Source organism: Caballeronia fortuita (genome assembly GCF_001544835.2).
Lineage (GTDB): Bacteria > Pseudomonadota > Gammaproteobacteria > Burkholderiales > Burkholderiaceae > Caballeronia > Caballeronia fortuita.
The window spans coordinates 60,183-77,295 of sequence record NZ_FCNX02000001.1; the positions used below are offsets into that span (position 1 = coordinate 60,183).

The window sequence follows — 17,113 nt, forward strand, 5'->3', positions numbered from 1 at the left end:
GTATGAGTCAAGAGAACACCACGGCTCGGAAGCCATCCGAGGACGAATATCTGAACTTCATCGCATTGCTCGATGCGCTCTTCGATAACAAGAAGCTCATCGCTGCAATTGTCGCGCTGGCCTTGGCCGTCGGCGGGCTCTATGTGCTTCTGGCGCAGCCTGTCTTCAATTCGAGCATCGTGGTCGCGGTCGAGGACTCGTCCGACGCCTCCACGGCCAGAAATTTGATCGGCGATGTCTCGGCAATGTTCGATGTGAAGTCGTCCGCCGATGGTGAGATCCAGATCCTTGGATCGCGTCTCGTTGCATCCAAGGCCGTCGACGCGTTGAAGCTCAACGTCGAGGCCAGGCCGCGCTATTTCCCGGTCGTCGGCCGCTGGATCGCCTCTCATGCCGACGGCGTGTCGAACCCCGGCCTGTTCGGATGGGGTGGCTTCGCATGGGGAAGCGAGTCGATCCGCGTCAGCTCTTTCGATGTGCCGCGCAACCTTCAGGGCCGACGTTTCGAGCTGGTGGCCTTGCCCGATCATCGATACCAGCTGAGCGGCGATGGACTGAACGAACCCGTTGTCGGAACCATCGGCAAAACCGAGCAGTTCCAGACCGCGTTCGGCCCCATCTCGCTGAACGTCGTCGGCATTGCCGCTCGACCGGGAGTTGCATTCGTGCTGCTATGCCGATCGCGACAGATCACGACAACGGATCTCGTCACGTCGCTCCGCATCCAGGAGCAGGGGAAGCGTTCGGGCGTGATCGCGGCAGCCCTCGAAGGCACCGACCCCGTTCTTCTCAGTCAGACGCTCAACGAAATCGGCCGTCAGTACGTGCAGCAGAATGCCGATCGCAAGGCTGCTCAGGCCGCGCGTTCGATCGAGTTTCTCGACGCGCAATTGCCGCTCATGAAACAGCGGTTGGAGAACGCCGAAGCAAGCCTGAGTCAGTACGAAAACCAGCACACGGTGGTCGATCTGTCCGAGGCCGGTAAGGTCGTGCTGCGGCAATCGGCGGAGGCGAATACCCAGTTGGCCGCATTGCAGCAGAAGCGTCAGGAGCTTGCGACAAGGTTCGGTCCCGCCCATCCCGCCCTCCTCGCGATCGACTCGCAGATCAGCGCGGAAAAGGAGCAGATCAACCAGATCGCCGGGCAAATTCAGGAGATGCCGCTCACCGAGCAGGACTTGCTGAAGTTGCAGCGCGACGTCCGCGTTTCTTCGGATCTGTATATCTTGATGCGCAGCAATGTCGAGCAATTGCGCCTGGTCAAGGCAGGAAAGATCGGAAACGTGCGACTCGTCGACGCCGCCGATGTGCCGGAGCTTCCGGTCAAGCCTCGCAAGCTGATGATTCTTGCCGGCAGCGTGGTCATGGGCCTGTTCCTCGGAGCGCTCGTTGCGATCTTGAAAGATCGATTGTTCACGGGTGTCACGGACCCCGCCGTGCTCGAGGAGCGCACGGGCCTTCACGTGTTCGCGACCATTCCCTTTAGCGAACAGCAGCAGGAGATGTCCCGTCGATCGGCGAGCAAGAGCGCAAGGATGTCAGTCCTGGCAGTCGTTCGCCCCAACGATCCGGCGATGGAAAGTCTGCGCAGTCTGCACACGGCGATCAAGTTCGCTCTACCCGACGCCGCGAACAACGTGGTGTTGATCACTGGTCCGACGCCGGGAATGGGCAAATCGTTCGTATCGGTCAATCTGGCGGCGATCCTCGCATCAAGCGGGAAGCGCGTGCTTCTGATCGACGGCGACATGCGCAAAGGATATGTGAATCGGTATTTCGACCTCGATCGCAGTAATGGACTCGCCGAAGCCATCGCCTCTTCTCGTCCTCTGGCGACAGTGACGCACCGGGGCGTTCTGCCGAACCTCGATCTCGTGACGACAGGGAAGCTGCCGCCCAATCCTTCAGCGCTTCTGCACGGCACGAACTGGTCCGACCTGATTGCCAGTGCATCGAAAGACTATGACCTCGTGATCATCGACGCGCCGCCGTTACTCGCCGTCTCCGACTCCGAGGCGATTTCGAGCGCGGCCGGCACCGTATTCCTCGTAACGCGCTTTGGAAAAACGCGAAGTGGCGACGTCATTGAAGCGGAGAGGCGCCTCGCGCAGGCCGGATCGAAAGTTACCGGGATTCTCTTCAACTCCATGAAGCCGCGCAGCGGAATCTATGGTGGGCGATATCAGGCTTACCGGTATGTCGACTACAACTATCACGACGATCGCGCTGATTGATGCGCCTCGGCCGTCGGCGATGGCCATGCAATAGCAGTGCTACTGATCTCAGTAGGCGTCCGTATTCAACGTAAGTGATCTATGTACGATTCATTGGAAAGTTTGAAGATAGCGATCATCGGCCTCGGCTATGTCGGATTACCGCTCGCGGTGGAATTCGGTCGGCGCAGGCCCGTCGTCGGGTTCGACATCAACGCGTCGCGCATTACCGCACTCAAAGGCGGAATCGATACGACGCTGGAAGTAACGAGCGAGGAACTCGCGCAAGCAAGCAACCTGGTCTTCAGCGCCAACGCGGCTGATCTGGCCGACTGCAATTTCCTTATCGTGACGGTCCCGACTCCGATCGACGCCTACAACCGTCCCGATCTCAGCGCACTGGTCTCGGCGAGCCGCACCGCCGGGGCAGGATTGAAGAAGAACGATATCGTCGTTTTCGAATCGACCGTCTATCCCGGCGCAACCGAAGAAGTATGCGTGCCCGTGCTCGAAGCGGTATCGGGCTTGAAGATGAACGTGGATTTCTTCGTCGGCTACAGTCCCGAGCGGATCAATCCGGGCGATAAGACACATCGCGTAACGGACATCCTCAAAGTCACGTCCGGCTCGACGCCGGAAGCTGCCCGAAAGATCGACGCCGTCTACAAGGAAATCATTCGCGCCGGCACGCACCTGGCCGACAGCATACGCATCGCCGAGGCGGCCAAGGTGATCGAGAATACGCAGCGCGACGTCAATATCGCGTTGATCAACGAGCTCGCGATCATCTTCAACCGCATGAACATCGACACGGAGTCGGTGCTCGCGGCCGCAGGCACGAAATGGAACTTTCTACCGTTCAGGCCGGGCCTCGTCGGCGGCCACTGCATTGGTGTCGACCCGTACTATCTGACGCACAAGGCCGAAGAAATCGGCTACCACCCCGAGATCATTCTGGCGGGGCGCCGCCTGAACGACAACATGGGGCAGTACGTCGTCTCGCAGCTCGTCAAGGCGATGGCAAAGAAGCGTATGTCGATAGCAAACGCCCGCGTGCTGATTCTCGGTTTGACCTTCAAAGAGAATTGCCCCGATATCCGCAACACGCGCGTGGTCGACATCATCAACGAGCTTCGCGAGTATGAGGCGCAGGTCGACGTGCATGATCCGTGGGCGCTCCCCGCCCAAGCCGAGGAAGAATACGGCGTGCAGCTCATCGATGCTCCGCAAGCGAACGCGTATGACGCCATCGTCATCGCGGTGGCACACGAGCAATTCGTGAAGCTTGGCGAAGGAATTCGCGAGTTCGGGAAAGATCAACATCTCATCTACGATCTGAAATACGTTCTTCCGGCGAACGGCTCGGATTTGCGTTTGTGAGCGCGCCATGACGAATCGCTATCAGGCAGTCTGCGAGCAATTGCGCGCGCGTCCCGTGCGTTGGCTCATTACCGGCGTGGCCGGATTCATCGGCTCGAACCTTCTCGAATCGCTGCTCAAGCTCGATCAGGAAGTCGTGGGTCTCGACAACTTTTCGACCGGCCATCGGCGCAATCTTGACGAAGTGTCATGTGCCGTAACGCCGGAGCAGTGGTCGCGCTTCACCTTCATCGAAGGCGATATCCGGAATGCAAATGATTGCCAGGCCGCCGTTCGAGGCGTCACGCATGTCTTGCATCAGGCTGCGCTGGGATCCGTGCCGCGTTCGATTCACGACCCTGTGACCACCGATCAGGTCAACATCGGCGGCTTCCTGAATATGCTGGTCGCGTCGCGCGACGAGAACGTTTCCAGCTTCACGTATGCGGCATCCAGCTCGACCTATGGCGACCATCCCGCATTGCCCAAGCGGGAAGAACACATCGGCCGTCCTCTTTCGCCCTACGCGGTAACCAAGTACGTCAATGAGCTGTATGCGCAGGTTTTCGGGCGCTGCTATGGCTTCAGGGCCACGGGACTGCGTTACTTCAACGTCTTCGGAAAGCGCCAGGATCCGAACGGTCCGTACGCGGCCGTCATTCCGAAATGGATTGCAGCGATGATGTCCGGCGAAGATGTCTTCATCAACGGCGATGGCGAAACGAGTCGCGATTTCTGTTTCGTCGACAACGCCGTTCAAATGAACCTGCTCGCCGCCACTGCGATCGATGAGGCACGCGGCGACGTCTACAACGTCGCGCTGGGCGATCGCACGACGCTCGACGAGCTTTATTCGGCGGTGCGCGACACGCTCGCGGACCACGGCGTTGAATACTCACGCGCGCCGGTGTACCGGCCGTTCCGCGCCGGCGATGTACGCCATTCGCAGGCAAGCGTCGACAAGGCTCGCGCCATGCTCGGTTATGCCGACGGCGTATGGCTATCCGATGGAATTCGCATCGCTGTTCCGTGGTACATCGAATCGGCGCGCGCATCGCAATGAAGGTTCTGCATATCATCAGCAGCCTCGAGCGCGGAGGCGCCGAGGCCGTACTGTTCAATGTCGCATCGCGCGGGCCGGCGAGCCGTATCGAACATCGCGTGGTCTGCCTGCGAGGCGAAGGTTATTACACGCCAAAGCTGGCGGCATACGGCATTCACGTCGAAGCGTTGAACTGTCCGAAGGGGCGGCTCACATTGCACACGCTCACGCGACTTTGGTCGTTGATTCGTGAGTTTCGACCCGATGTCATGCAGACCTGGATGTATCACGCCGATCTCGTCGGTGGTGTGCTCGGTTATCTCGCCGGCATTCGGTCGATTTATTGGGCGATTCATCACGCGAACCTGGATACCGACAAGAACTCGCGCCTGACGGTCTTGATCGCGAAAATCTGCGCAAAGCTGTCGCGCCGCATTCCCACGCGAATCGTTTCGTGCTCGTGGCGCGGACGGATTGCACACGAGCAGATCGGCTACGATGCGAGCAAGTTCACGTGGATTCCGAACGGATACGACACCGCGCGATTTTCGATCGATCCCGAAGCAGGCGCGATCAAGAAGATGCAATGGGGCATCTCTGACAACATGCCCTTGATCGGATGTGTCGCGCGCTGGCACCCGCAGAAGGATCATCGGAATCTGTTTCGCGCTGTCGCTCGGATGGGCGATTGCGGGAAGCGGTTCCGGCTCGTTCTGGTCGGGCAGCACATGACCGCTGACAATGCGGAACTCGTAGCGGCGTTGGAAGCAGAGGGCTTGCAAGAAGGGATCATGCTTGTCGGCCCCGACGAGAACATTCCGGCTGTCATGAACGCGCTCGATATCCATGTGCTTCCGAGCGCGGGCGAAGCCTTTCCCAACGTCGTAGCGGAGGCGATGGCGTGCGGCGCGCTGAGCGTCAGCACAGACGTCGGCGACGTCACGACGATTGTCGGGGCGTGCGGATGGGTCGTGCCGCCACAAGATCCCGATGCCTTGGCCCAAGCGCTCGGTGCAGCGCTGGACGTCGGTCGCACGACGGCAGGTGCGATCCGCCGTGAAAAGGGCCGCGAGCGCATCGAGGAGCAGTTCGGCCTCGGACGGATGCAGGACTCTTACGAAGCGTTGTGGCGCGATGCGCTGACGCATCGCCCCGGCGCCACGTCGGGTTCGTCGGGAGCGATGCAGACTTGAGCTCGAATCTCGTCGCGCGCGTGCGGGCCAGATTCTCCGACGCGCATCCCGATCATCGCCGGATTGCAAAAGGTGCGGCCTGGGTTTCCATCTTCGTATTGATGGGAAAGAGCGCTGGCGCCCTGAAGGAAATGGCCATTGCATACCGCTACGGCGTGAGCGGCATCGTAGACGCGTATCAGTTGTCATTCACGCTCGTGAGCTGGATTCCTTCGATGTTCGTCACGGTGTTCAGCACGGTCCTGATACCGATGCTCGTGCGTCTGCACGACGCGGATTCCAGGCAGAACGCGGAATTCATCGGCGAATTGCGCGGCATGGCATGTATCGCGGGCCTGTTGATGGCAACTGCGCTGAGTTTCGCGGCGCCGGCCGTGATAGGGCAATTCGGCGCGACGCTGCCCGTGCAGACGCGGGTTCTCGTCGGACAGTTTCTCATCGGACTCGCCCCGCTTGCTCCGCTGATGCTGCTCATGTGCATCGATGCGGCAAGACTACAAGCGCGGGAGCGGCATATCAACACATTGCTCGAGGCGCTTCCTGCGGGCGTATTGTTTTTCGTCGTTGTGCTCAGTACGGGCTCGTCCATCGCGCCGCTTTGCCTCGCCGTAACGCTGGGCCTGGCTTTGCAGGTCTTCTTGCTGGCTCACTTCGCGTCACGCGCGGATCATGTCCGCGCGCGCATCAAGTTCGGTCTTGCTTCACCGCATTGGCGTCTGATGGCCCGTTCGGTTGGGATTCTTCTGGTCAGCCAGACCGTGCTTGCCTGCATAGTACCGATCGACCAGTACATGGCGACGCGACACGGCGGGGGCGCTGTCGCAACACTGGGGTATGCGAATCGTCTCATGTCGTTGCTCCTCGGACTCGGTGCATCGGCAATCGGTCGGGCGACATTGCCGGTGTTGACCCGGACCATTCGAAACGGTGAGCGGGAAAGAGCGCGAACCATGGCGCTCAAGTGGGCCTACGTCATGTTCGGAGTCGGCACGGTCGCAGCATGTCTCGCTTCGATCGGCGCGCCATGGATCGTGCGTCTTCTGTTCCAGCGCGGTGCCTTTACTGAAATCGATAGCGAACACGTTGCCAGTCTGTTGCGCTGGTTCACCTTGCAGCTGGCGCCCAGCTTTGCCACTCTTGTTCTCATGCAGATGGCTGCAAGCGAATCCCGCTATCGTGCAATTGCGGTCATCACACTTGCCGGCTTTGTTGCCAAAGTAGCCGGCAATATGATCTGGACCCCCTGGATGGGTTTGGCGGCGCTTCCCCTCGGAACGGCGACGATGTCCGCGGTCAGTCTCGCGGGTTACCTCATTCTCTTCAACGCGAGAGCAGTAAAGACGTTCGCGTCCGCTCCGAAATGATGCTAGAGAACATTTCGCTTCGTGGCCGAAGCATGCATCCGCTCGCCCTGAGCGGATGGATCTTTGTGTTGTTCGCCAGCACGCTCCAGTTCGCCCTCGGCTGCTTCGATGAATTCACATCGGACCTCGGGTATTCGCTCGAGTTCTGGGCGCTCTGCCTGCTGTGTGTCGCAACGCTGCGCTTGCAGCGAGTCGCGGTCACCTCGATGCTGTTCTTCTTCGAGTGCTGCTTCTTCGTGTTCATCGGCGGCCGTTTGCTCAGCTATCCGCTGATGACGATCAACGGCCCGGGCAGTCCGTTCGATCTGGAGTTCATGGCCGAATACGTGGCGACCGATGCCATCAAGAACATCGCATTCTTCTATCTCGTCATCTTCATAAGCTTTCTGAATCTGGGATATTGGACGGTGTCGATACGCGTCCGGCAGCGCCCATCGTTGCCGTTGAACGGAAAATTCGCGAGCGCGCTCCTGCTGATGGCCGCAATTCCGATGTTGTTTCAGACTTTCGGTCGTCTGAAGCTGGCGTTCTCGCAGGGCTATCAAGCCCAGTATCTCGGTCAGACGTCTGCCTATCAGGCGGGAAGCGGGTTTCTCGAAGCAATCTACTTCGTACTCTTGGGCATTGCATACGTCAGCCCGAGCAAGACGGTTCGCAAGCTCGTCCTGATGCTGCTTTGCCTGCACGGCCTCGCCGGTATCGCGTCGGGCGCGCGCGGTCAGTTCCTCACGGTCATGGCCCTTCTGCTCTGGCTCTATGGGAGAAGGCGAAAAATCCGGTTGTGGACGTTGATGCTGATATTCACGGCGTTAGGTGTTTGCGCCAATCTGCTCCTGCAGTTTTCCGCACGTGCGACGCAGATCGAAGCCGCCTCCCCTCTGGATGTCATCACGGGAATGCTTTGGGACCAGGGTGTTTCGCTGGGCGTGTTCTCGTGGTCGCTGAACGTTCACGGCTATCCGCTTCTTGCTTACGTACAGACGATATTCCCAGGCACGGCGTGGGTCGCCCAGTTGATTAGCGGGCATGCCGTCGACGCGAGAGATCTGTCGTTCGCCGCTGCCTTGAGCGCGACGTCCGACCCAGACATGTTTCTGAAGGGCAATGGGCTCGGCTGGTCCGTGCTCGGCGATCTCGCGCTCTTTTCGGGAGGGATGTTTCCGCTTTTCGCTCTTTTCAGCGTGTTGATTGGCTGGGGACTGCGCGCGTTGGACGACGGATCTCGTGTCTCAGCGCTCTGGATGGCGTTGGCTGTCGCTATCGGCCCGCGTCTGTTCTTCCTGCCGAGGGCATCCCTGTCGACGATCATTCCGTTCCTGTTTTATTTCATCTTCATCTATTGGCTTTTGCAATTGATCAGCGGTGCGCGTGCATCGTCGAGGCAACGCGCATAGCCAAGTCGTGAAAGCACTATTCTCAATGCGAATTGTTTTATTCGTCGGTTCGATGAACTGTGGCGGCGCCGAGCGTGTCGCGTCGACGCTTGTCAATGCGTGGGCTCAACGTGGCGATGATGTTCACCTCGTCGTCACCTATTCGGGACGCGGCACCTGTTTCTATGAACTGAACCCCGCTGTAAAAGTGACCTATCTGGCCGATCTGGTTCCGGCCGCCAGCAAAGGATTGGTCGGTCAGCTCAAACGGCTCGCGGCGGCAAGACGTCTGATCCTGTCGCACAAACCCGACGCTGTTGTCTCCTTTCTCACGCACGTGAATTTCCGCACGCTCATCGCGGCGCTCGGAACAGGCGTTCCTGTGATCGCGTGTGAGCATACCGATCCCGCAGCCTGGTCGGCGCTGCACACAGTGTGGGATGGGCGATAGCGTCACCAGTGAACCTGTCCACTCGGATCAGGATGACCTGGCGCCTGATCGCTTATGAAATTTTCGCCCGTCAATCGTTGCCTTCGATGGCGCGGCGATCTGGCCATCCACTGCAGGTGATCTTGAACTTCCCTGCCGGACTGGCGCTTTACTTTTACTGGCGGCTCAAGTTTCGACGTGCGAAGGTTGATGTCGCCGCCCGGCGAATATGGCGCGGCGTTGCGGGACGCCGGCTTTCGATGGCTTCCGGTGCCGATGCAGCGTCGCAGCCTGAATCCACTGCGCGAAGTCGCGTTGATACTCCACCTGCGCCGCATCCTTCGCACGGAACAGCCCGATCTCGTGCATAGCTTCACCATCAAGAGCGCGGTCTACGGTTCACTCGCTGCAAGAATGGCTCGCATCAGACATCGGGTGAATGCGGTAGCGGGACTCGGCTTCGTCTTCACCAATGATTCGTGGAAGGCACGTCTTCTCCGGCCGATTGTGAAGATGCTGATGCGTGTCGCGCTCAACGGATCGGGCACCGCACTGATTCTTCAAAATCCCGACGACGTCGAGATGTTCGAGAACGCCGATATCGTCGATGAGTCCAGAATCCATCTGATTCGCGGCTCGGGAGTCAACGTGAGCAAGTTCGCGCAGCGCCCCGCAGACTCGAACGAAGTTGGCCGTCCATTGCGCGTGCTGCTCGCGGCGCGGCTGTTATGGGACAAGGGCATCGCGGAATACGTCGATGCGGTTCGTGAATTGCGTGCGAGCGGCAGGCAATTCGAGTTCTTGCTCGCCGGTGAGCCGGACGCGGGCAATCCCGCATCGGTGCCGCGCGAAGTCGTCGAAAAATGGAACGAGGATGGCACGCTCACCTGGCTTGGTCATGTGAGCAACATGCCCGAGTTGCTCACTAGCGTGGACATCATGGTGCTGCCGAGCTACCGCGAAGGACTGCCCAAGTCGATGATCGAGGCTGCGGCCTGCGGCATTGCGCTCGTCACCACGGACGCTCCTGGCTGCCGCGAGGTCGTGAGCCAGGATGGTGTCGATGGCTTGCTCGTCCCGGTGAAGGACAGTATTGCGCTCGCTGCCGCGATTGCTCGTCTGCACGACGACGCAAGCCTGCGCAAGGCATTGGGGAACAATGCACGCGCGCGCGCGCTGGCCGAGTTCGACGAGAGGATCGTGATAGAGAAGACCGTCGCTACGTATGATGGAATGCTGAAGCGCAACGGCGAATGAAACGACTCGCGCGGCGTTCGGCGCTCCGGCAAGTAGCCCGATTGATCGGCATGGCGTTTTGCGCGCCCGCCGCTGCGCTGGGAAACGCCCGCGTCGACTATCGAACGAGTGCTCCGGCCCGGCGGGAGCTGCTGGCGAAAGATCACGGACTCAAAGGCGATGGCATCACCGACGACGGACCAGCGAACCGTGCCTTCCTCAAGCTCTGTCAGTCGAGCGGCGCGGACGCCGTCTACACCTCCGGCATCTATTTGTTCGCAACCATGACGGGAGAGAACCACGTTCTCATTCCCGCTCCGTCGGATACTCGAATCATCAGGCGAGGACGTGTTGTCTTCAAAGCCGGCGGCGGCATGAATTCAGCTGCGCCCTTCGGCTGGAACTTCATTGCGCCGGAAAGAACGGGCCCTGACTTCGAAATACGCAATCTTGTCGTTCGCGGCATCACCTTCGATCACAACGGTGCGAACAACACCTACCGCATGCCTGCAACGCCGAAGAACGCGGCGGTCCTCGCACCGCATTGCCGCAACGTGGTCATCCAGGATTGCAAGTCCCTGAATAATGCAGGCCGACAGTCGTTTTCGCTGGGAAGTGTCGACGATGACGGAACGCCGACTGCGGAAGGTGTCATCGTGGAACGTTGCTCCATCCGCAATGTTGCGCAAGCCATTCCGGGCAACGCATCGGCAACCGACCACTCGTCGATCTATGTCGTGGCTAACGGTTTCACGATTCGTGATATCGACTGTTCCAACGACCGCCCGTGCAGCGTTTCGACCGGCGTGGAATTTCACGGGACGAGAGGGCGGGTGTACCGCGTCAACGTCCGACACTACGCGCAGGCCGCGAATTTCTCGGCGCAGGTGTGCGATACGGAAGATGTCGTCTTGGGGCCAGGCGTGATTGGATCGAGTCTGCTGGCCGGCATCACGTTCTGGTGCAATGCCGGCAGAACGCTCGACGCGCAGGTCACCGGACCGAACGATTTTCGCTTTCGAACGAACGTGGTGTCTCCGTTCGACGCATACAGGAATATCGACGAGTGCGCGATATTCAGCCTCCGTTTCGAAGGCACGCGATATCGTTACGAAGGCTCACGCCATGCGATCAATGCCCCCGATGGATTGCGCATCCGCTATTTCCGGTCACTGGTGTTTCGCGGCAATCATGCGCAAGACCTGCTCGGTCGGGCGCTTTACATCGGAACCTGCAGTCCTGGCGACGGGGCACATGTACGCATCGAAAATAACGTTTTCGAACGCTGCTCGAGCACGACCATGAATGCGGCGTACGACAGCGCCATCATGCTCGGCGTCGACGCGCCATGCACGTTCAAGACGCTCACACTCACAGCAAATCGCGCGTACGCTTGCGGCTCGACGCTTTACGCCTTATCCAGCGCTCCGGTAAAGATCGGTGCAATGCAGGATGAAAATACGTCCATCGACCGGACGATGAAACGCGGCGGCATGATCGGCGCCGCGGTCCGGCTGGCTCCTGGACGCATCCGGATCCAACGAACCGACAATGCGTCGCCGCAGGACGCGGTGCGCGCTTCGTACGGCAGCGAAATCGTCGATTCGACTACCGGCACCGTGTGGCGATGCAATGAATCCGGTGAATCGGCTCAGGCATGGATCCCGCTGTCGAGTTAAAGCCGATGCGGGCTTCACACGGAGTGTCACCCTACCCTCCCACCACCACAAACCCCCTCTTCCTCAACAACTCCAGCACCCCCCTCTGCCCACCGAGATGTAACGCCCCGATCGCCACGAAAACCGGCTTGTCCGGCGCGGCGAGCGCAACCATCCTCGCAACGAACCGCTGATTGCGCTGATAGACCACGCGATTGTCCACCTGAGCCGCCAGCGCCTTGTTCCTCGCCAGCTTGCTCGACTTCGCATCGTCCCAGGCCTTGAGCGCATCGGCATCGCCGATTCGCCATAGCCGATGCAACTCCTTCACATCGGCGACATTCTCCGCCGGCGTCTGCACGAGATCCTGCGCAAGCATCTCGCGCTGCTGCGCCGACGTGAGTCGCGTGAACGTCGATATCTGCTCGTTCAACGTCTCCAGCCCGACGATCTTCCCGCGCGCACGCAGATACACGTTCTGCAACTGCGCCTCGGTTCCATACTCGCTCTGAAATCCCGCCTTCAACGTGTCGTACGTTTCGATCAGCATCGACGCGAGCCACGGACGCGTATGCCGCAGTTCCTTCAACGCCTCCGGATTGCTGCGCATGCGCGTCTCGACCCTCCTCCACATCTCGTCCGGCAGATAGTCGATCAGACATTCGCTGCGGCACATGCCGTAACGGTTCACATCGTCCTGGGAGAGCAGCAGTTCATCTGGTGAAATTTCGAGCGCGAGTGTCGGCGATGCATCGAGCGCCGCCAGTATCGGTTTGCGAAACGGTTGCTCGGGCGGATAGTCGCTCGCGAAACCCACATGGAGCGTGCCGAGGATATAGATGGTCGTCGTGCCCTTGGTCGCGACGTAGAACGGCATGCGCGGCGGCTGCGCGCGGACCGGGCCGCTCGCGGTCGTGCCGTCCGAGCGATCCGCGCGCGGCGGCGGCGCCGCAACCGCGGCCGCCGGATTCGCGGGCGCGGCGGCCGATCCGGCATCGCCCGCTGCCTGCGGCGTGCGCGATCCGACTACCGCGAACGCCGGCGGCGCCGCAACGCCCACCGCATACAGCACGAACGACAGCACGAGGGCTGTCGCTTTGGCGAACGCCGCGCGCGCCACGCGCGGCTTGTCATATGAATCCGGCACGACCGACATCTTAAAACATTCACATGACGCGCCGCGCCCGTCTGCCGAGTTTCAGACTTCGTCGTCGCCGACCTCTTCCGCGCGATGGCACGACACCTGACGCCCATCGACCGTGCGCAGTTTCGGCTCTTCCACACGGCATCGCTCGATCGCATACGGGCAGCGCTGATGAAACGTGCAGCCCGACGGCGGATTGAGCGGCGACGGCATCTCACCCTGCAGCTTGATCTTGATGCGCCGGTCTTCCTCGAAGATCGCGGGCGTCGCGGACATCAGCGCGCGCGTGTACGGGTGGCGCGGCTTCGCGAAGATCGTCTTCTTGTCGCCAACTTCCGCGACACCGCCGAAGTACATGACCATCACGTCGTCGGCGATATGCTCCACCACCGACAAGTTGTGCGAGATGAACACGTAGCTCGTGCCGAACTGCGCCTGCAAATCCATGAACAGATTCAGAATCTGCGCCTGAATCGATACGTCGAGCGCGGACACGGGTTCATCCGCGACGACGATCTGCGGATCGAGAATCATCGCGCGCGCGATCGCCACGCGCTGACGCTGCCCGCCCGAAAACATGTGCGGATAACGCGACGCATGCTCGGGCCGCAACCCGACGGTACGCATCATCTTCGCGATGCGCTCGGCGCGCTCCGTCGATGACAGCGATGTATTGATAGCGAGCGGCTCGCCGAGCGTCTGCTCGACGGTCTTGCGCGGATTCAGCGACGCGAACGGGTTCTGAAACACCATTTGCACGCGCTGACGCAACTCGGCGATCTTCGCACGGCTCGCGCCCGCGACGTCATCGCCTTCGATCAGCAAGCGGCCCGACGTCGGCGCCTCGATCATCGTCAACTGACGCGCAAGCGTGGACTTGCCGCATCCCGATTCGCCGACGACCGCGAGCGTGCGCCCGCGCTTCAGCTCGAACGACACGCCGTTCAACGCTTTCACCGTGCCGTGCTTGAACGCGCTCTTCTTCACGTCGTAGTGCTTCGTGAGCTTGTCGGCGGCGAGCACGATGTCCTGATTCGCTTCCTTCGGTACGGCGTTCATCGCGCGCCTCCTTCGACCACCACATCGATATTCAACGGCTTGATGCAGCGCGCGCGCACGGCCGGATCGTTCTTGTCGAGCTGATACAGATTCGGACGCGCCTTGAGGCAATCGTCGACGACGTACTTGCAGCGCGGCGCGAAGAGACAGCCGCTCGGACGATCGTCCTTGCCCGGCACCATGCCCGGCAGCGCGGCGAGACGGTCCGCGCCGCGCGAATGCTCGGGGATAGCCGCGAGCAACGCTTCCGTGTACGGATGATGCGGCTCGCTGAAGATCGTCGGCACATGATTCGTTTCGATGACCTCGCCCGCGTACATGACCGCGACGCGCTGCGCCACTTCGGACACGACGGCGAGATCGTGCGAGATCAGCACGAGCGCCATGCCGCGCTCCTTCTGCAGCTTCACGAGCAGTTCCATGATCTGCGCCTGGATCGTCACGTCGAGCGCGGTGGTCGGCTCGTCGGCGATCAGCAGCTTCGGATTGCACGCGACGGCCATCGCGATCATCACGCGCTGGTTCATGCCGCCCGACATCTGATGCGGAAACGAATGGATGCGGTTCTTCGCGTCCGGAATGCCGACCTGATCGAGCAGTTCGAGCGCGCGCTTCTCGAGCGCGGCGCCCCGCAGCCCTTCGTGCAGCTTCAGCACTTCCTTGATCTGATAGCCGACGGTATAGCTCGGATTCAGGCTCGTCAGCGCGTCCTGGAACACCATTGCAATGTCCTTGCCGATGATCTTTCGACGCGCGCGCGCCGACGCCTTCAGCAAGTCCTTGCCGTCGAACGTGACCTGATCGGCAGTGACTTTGCCGGGCGCGTCGATGAGACCCATGAGCGCCATCATCGTGACGCTTTTGCCCGAGCCGGATTCGCCGACGACGCCGACGACTTCGCCCGGCTTCACGGACAGATCGATGCGATCGACGGCTTGCGTGCCGCCGAACGTCACCTGCAAATTACGGATAGTCAGAAGATCGTTCATGTCAGCCCATCCGTTTGAGTTTCGGATCGAGCGCATCGCGCAGACCGTCGCCGAGCAGATTGATGACGAGCACCGAGATCAGGATCGACAGACCCGGCATCGTCACGATCCACCATGCGCTTTCGATGTAATCGCGCGCCGATGCCAGCATCGCGCCCCACTCCGCCGCCGGCGGCTGCACGCCGAGGCCGAGAAAGCCGAGCGCGGCGGCATCGAGAATCGCGGACGAAAAGCCGAGCGTCGCCTGCACGATCAGCGGCGCGGCGCAGTTCGGCAGCACTTGCGAGAACATGAGGCGCACGGTGCCCGCGCCCGCGACGCGCGATGCTGTCACGTATTCCTTCTGCAACTCGCCGAGCGCCGATGCGCGCGTGAGACGCACATAACCCGGCAGCGCGACGATCGCGATGGCGAGCATCGTGTTGACGAGCCCCGGCCCGATGATCGCGACGACCGCGACTGCGAGCAGCAGCGACGGCAACGCGAGCAGCACGTCCATCACGCGCATGATCGGCGTATCGAGCCAGCGGAAAAACGCGGCCATGAGACCGAGCACGACGCCCGGAATCAGCGCGAGTATCACCGACACGAAGCCGATCCAGAACGACAGCCGCGCGCCGTACATCAGCCGCGAAAGAATGTCGCGGCCGGCTTCGTCGGTGCCGAGCGGGAACATGCGATTGCCGCCTTCGAGCCACGCGGGCGGAATCTTCACGTAGTCGCGGTATTGCTCGATGGGACTGTGCGGCGCGATCAGCGGCGCGAGAATCGCGACGAGAATCAGCACGAGCACGATCAGGCCCGCGACGACGGCGCCGCGATTGCGCGAGAAATTCGCCCAGAATTCGCGCGCGGCGACCATGCGGCCGGAGGGCGGCGTGAACGCGCCCGGAGGGAGATTGTTTTGAACGTCAGCCATATCTTCCAGTTACCTCGTATGGCGAATGCGCGGATTCAACACGCCGTACAACAAATCGACGACGAGATTCACGACGATCACGAGCGTCGCGATCATCAGAATGCCGCCTTGCACGACCGGATAATCGCGACGCGAAATGGCATCGATCAGCCACTTGCCGACGCCCGGCCACGAGAACAGCGTTTCAGTCAGCACTGCGCCCGCGAGCAGCGTGCCGACCTGCAGACCGATCACGGTCACGACGGGAATCAGCGCGTTGCGCAGCGCATGCACGACGACCACGCGCAACGGCGACAAACCCTTCGCGCGCGCGGTGCGGATGTAATCTTCGCGCAGCACTTCGAGCATCGACGAACGCGTCATGCGCGCGATGACCGCGAGCGGAATCGTGCCGAGCACGATCGTCGGGAGAATCAGATGGCTCAAAGCGGACGTGAACGCGCCTTCGTCGGTGGAGAAGAGCGCGTCGATCAGCATGAAGCCTGTGACGTGCGGGATGTCGTATTCCACCGCGATGCGGCCCGACACCGGCGTCCAGCCGAGCTTCGCGGAAAAAAACATGATGAGGATCAAGCCCCACCAGAAAATAGGCATCGAATAGCCGGTGAGCGCGGTGCCCATCACGCCGTGATCGACGACGGTGCCGCGCCTCAACGCAGCCGCGACGCCCGCGGGCAGGCCGACGACGAGCGCGAAAATCATCGCGCAGATGGACAGTTCGACGGTCGCGGGAAAGCGCGCGAGAAACTCGCCCATCACGCTCGTATTCGTGATGATCGACGTGCCGAGATCGCCCTTCAGCGCGTGCCCGACATACGTCAGATACTGGAGCGGAAGCGGCTGGTCGAGGCCTAGGCGCTTCATGGCTTCGGCGTGCATCGCCGGATCGACGCCGCGCTCGCCCATCATCACTTCGATGGGATCGCCGGGAATCAGGTGAATCAGCGCGAACGCGAGAATCGTAATGCCGATGAACGTCGGTATCACCATTCCTATGCGTCGCAAAACGAATCGGAACATGATCGCCCTTTTCGGTATTGGGAGGACTGAAAACGTGACCGGCGGCTTGGATCTTGTGGACCCGCGCCGCCGGACCTTGTCGATTTAGTTATGGTTTAGTGCAAAAAGCATTCC

14 protein-coding genes are annotated in these 17,113 nt (G+C 60.9%); 9 read left to right on the top strand and 5 right to left on the bottom strand.

Annotated elements, in window-relative coordinates; all coding sequences use genetic code 11:
- The first annotated feature begins 2 nt into the window (after positions 1 to 2).
- From AWB77_RS00325 to AWB77_RS00365, 9 genes are all read left to right on the top strand, one after another.
- A complete protein-coding gene (locus AWB77_RS00325) occupies positions 3 to 2,234 on the top strand; it encodes a polysaccharide biosynthesis tyrosine autokinase (RefSeq protein ID WP_061132426.1) in 2,232 nt (743 codons plus the stop codon).
- 81 nt (positions 2,235 to 2,315) lie between these two features.
- Positions 2,316 to 3,593 (top strand): Vi polysaccharide biosynthesis UDP-N-acetylglucosamine C-6 dehydrogenase TviB, encoded by a 1,278-nt coding sequence (tviB, locus tag AWB77_RS00330; protein WP_061132427.1) that lies wholly within the window; start codon positions 2,316 to 2,318, stop codon positions 3,591 to 3,593.
- 7 nt (positions 3,594 to 3,600) lie between these two features.
- Positions 3,601 to 4,635: an SDR family oxidoreductase gene (locus AWB77_RS00335; protein WP_061132428.1), complete on the top strand. Its 1,035-nt coding sequence runs from the start codon at positions 3,601 to 3,603 to the stop codon at positions 4,633 to 4,635.
- Positions 4,632 to 5,807, top strand: coding sequence for a glycosyltransferase (locus AWB77_RS00340; RefSeq protein ID WP_061132429.1), 1,176 nt, complete (start codon positions 4,632 to 4,634; stop codon positions 5,805 to 5,807). The genes AWB77_RS00335 and AWB77_RS00340 overlap by 4 nt, the downstream gene beginning before the upstream one ends.
- The gene (gene murJ, locus AWB77_RS00345; protein WP_063936462.1) at positions 5,804 to 7,171 is read left to right on the top strand and encodes a murein biosynthesis integral membrane protein MurJ; all 1,368 of its coding nucleotides are present in this window, start codon (positions 5,804 to 5,806) and stop codon (positions 7,169 to 7,171) included. The genes AWB77_RS00340 and murJ overlap by 4 nt, the downstream gene beginning before the upstream one ends.
- 32 nt (positions 7,172 to 7,203) lie before the next feature.
- Complete coding sequence (gene wzy, locus AWB77_RS00350) at positions 7,204 to 8,565, top strand: O-antigen polysaccharide polymerase Wzy (protein ID WP_061132431.1); 1,362 nt, start codon at positions 7,204 to 7,206, stop codon at positions 8,563 to 8,565.
- A gap of 7 nt (positions 8,566 to 8,572) precedes the next feature.
- The gene (locus AWB77_RS00355) at positions 8,573 to 8,995 is read left to right on the top strand and encodes a glycosyltransferase (RefSeq protein ID WP_157694714.1); all 423 of its coding nucleotides are present in this window, start codon (positions 8,573 to 8,575) and stop codon (positions 8,993 to 8,995) included.
- A gap of 177 nt (positions 8,996 to 9,172) precedes the next feature.
- Positions 9,173 to 10,231: a glycosyltransferase gene (locus tag AWB77_RS00360; protein WP_074168821.1), complete on the top strand. Its 1,059-nt coding sequence runs from the start codon at positions 9,173 to 9,175 to the stop codon at positions 10,229 to 10,231.
- On the top strand, positions 10,228 to 11,889 hold the full coding sequence (locus AWB77_RS00365) for a hypothetical protein (protein WP_157694715.1): 1,662 nt from the start codon (positions 10,228 to 10,230) through the stop codon (positions 11,887 to 11,889). Before AWB77_RS00360 ends, AWB77_RS00365 begins: the two co-directional genes overlap by 4 nt.
- 31 nt (positions 11,890 to 11,920) lie before the next feature.
- Here the strand turns inward: AWB77_RS00365 and AWB77_RS00370 are convergent, their stop codons facing one another.
- The 5 genes from AWB77_RS00370 to AWB77_RS00390 are packed head-to-tail and all read right to left on the bottom strand — an operon-like array spanning position 11,921 to position 16,999.
- A complete protein-coding gene (locus AWB77_RS00370) occupies positions 11,921 to 13,024 on the bottom strand; it encodes a TraB/GumN family protein (protein ID WP_061132435.1) in 1,104 nt (367 codons plus the stop codon).
- Positions 13,025 to 13,066: 42 nt separating this feature from the next.
- A complete protein-coding gene (locus tag AWB77_RS00375; protein WP_061132436.1) occupies positions 13,067 to 14,071 on the bottom strand; it encodes a peptide ABC transporter ATP-binding protein in 1,005 nt (334 codons plus the stop codon).
- Positions 14,068 to 15,060: an ABC transporter ATP-binding protein gene (locus AWB77_RS00380; RefSeq protein ID WP_061132437.1), complete on the bottom strand. Its 993-nt coding sequence runs from the start codon at positions 15,058 to 15,060 to the stop codon at positions 14,068 to 14,070. The genes AWB77_RS00375 and AWB77_RS00380 overlap by 4 nt, the downstream gene beginning before the upstream one ends.
- Before the next feature lies 1 nt (position 15,061).
- On the bottom strand, positions 15,062 to 15,979 hold the full coding sequence (locus AWB77_RS00385; RefSeq protein ID WP_061132438.1) for an ABC transporter permease subunit: 918 nt from the start codon (positions 15,977 to 15,979) through the stop codon (positions 15,062 to 15,064).
- Positions 15,980 to 15,988: 9 nt separating this feature from the next.
- Positions 15,989 to 16,999 carry an ABC transporter permease subunit gene (locus AWB77_RS00390; protein WP_061132439.1) on the bottom strand — a complete coding sequence of 337 codons (1,011 nt, stop codon included), beginning with the start codon at positions 16,997 to 16,999 and terminating at the stop codon, positions 15,989 to 15,991.
- Positions 17,000 to 17,113 lie beyond the last annotated feature (114 nt).

What these genes read in the sequence shown, in the direction of transcription:
- AWB77_RS00385 (WP_061132438.1), bottom strand. Translation starts at nt 15,979, where the DNA reads ATGGCTGACGTTCAAAACAATCTCCCTCCGGGCGCGTTCACGCCGCCC.
- tviB (WP_061132427.1), top strand. Translation starts at nt 2,316, where the DNA reads ATGTACGATTCATTGGAAAGTTTGAAGATAGCGATCATCGGCCTCGGC.
- AWB77_RS00365 (WP_157694715.1), top strand. Translation starts at nt 10,228, where the DNA reads ATGAAACGACTCGCGCGGCGTTCGGCGCTCCGGCAAGTAGCCCGATTG.
- AWB77_RS00375 (WP_061132436.1), bottom strand. Translation starts at nt 14,071, where the DNA reads ATGAACGCCGTACCGAAGGAAGCGAATCAGGACATCGTGCTCGCCGCC.
- wzy (WP_061132431.1), top strand. Translation starts at nt 7,204, where the DNA reads ATGCATCCGCTCGCCCTGAGCGGATGGATCTTTGTGTTGTTCGCCAGC.
- AWB77_RS00390 (WP_061132439.1), bottom strand. Translation starts at nt 16,999, where the DNA reads ATGTTCCGATTCGTTTTGCGACGCATAGGAATGGTGATACCGACGTTC.
- AWB77_RS00335 (WP_061132428.1), top strand. Translation starts at nt 3,601, where the DNA reads ATGACGAATCGCTATCAGGCAGTCTGCGAGCAATTGCGCGCGCGTCCC.
- AWB77_RS00325 (WP_061132426.1), top strand. Translation starts at nt 3, where the DNA reads ATGAGTCAAGAGAACACCACGGCTCGGAAGCCATCCGAGGACGAATAT.
- AWB77_RS00380 (WP_061132437.1), bottom strand. Translation starts at nt 15,060, where the DNA reads ATGAACGATCTTCTGACTATCCGTAATTTGCAGGTGACGTTCGGCGGC.
- AWB77_RS00370 (WP_061132435.1), bottom strand. Translation starts at nt 13,024, where the DNA reads ATGTCGGTCGTGCCGGATTCATATGACAAGCCGCGCGTGGCGCGCGCG.
- AWB77_RS00340 (WP_061132429.1), top strand. Translation starts at nt 4,632, where the DNA reads ATGAAGGTTCTGCATATCATCAGCAGCCTCGAGCGCGGAGGCGCCGAG.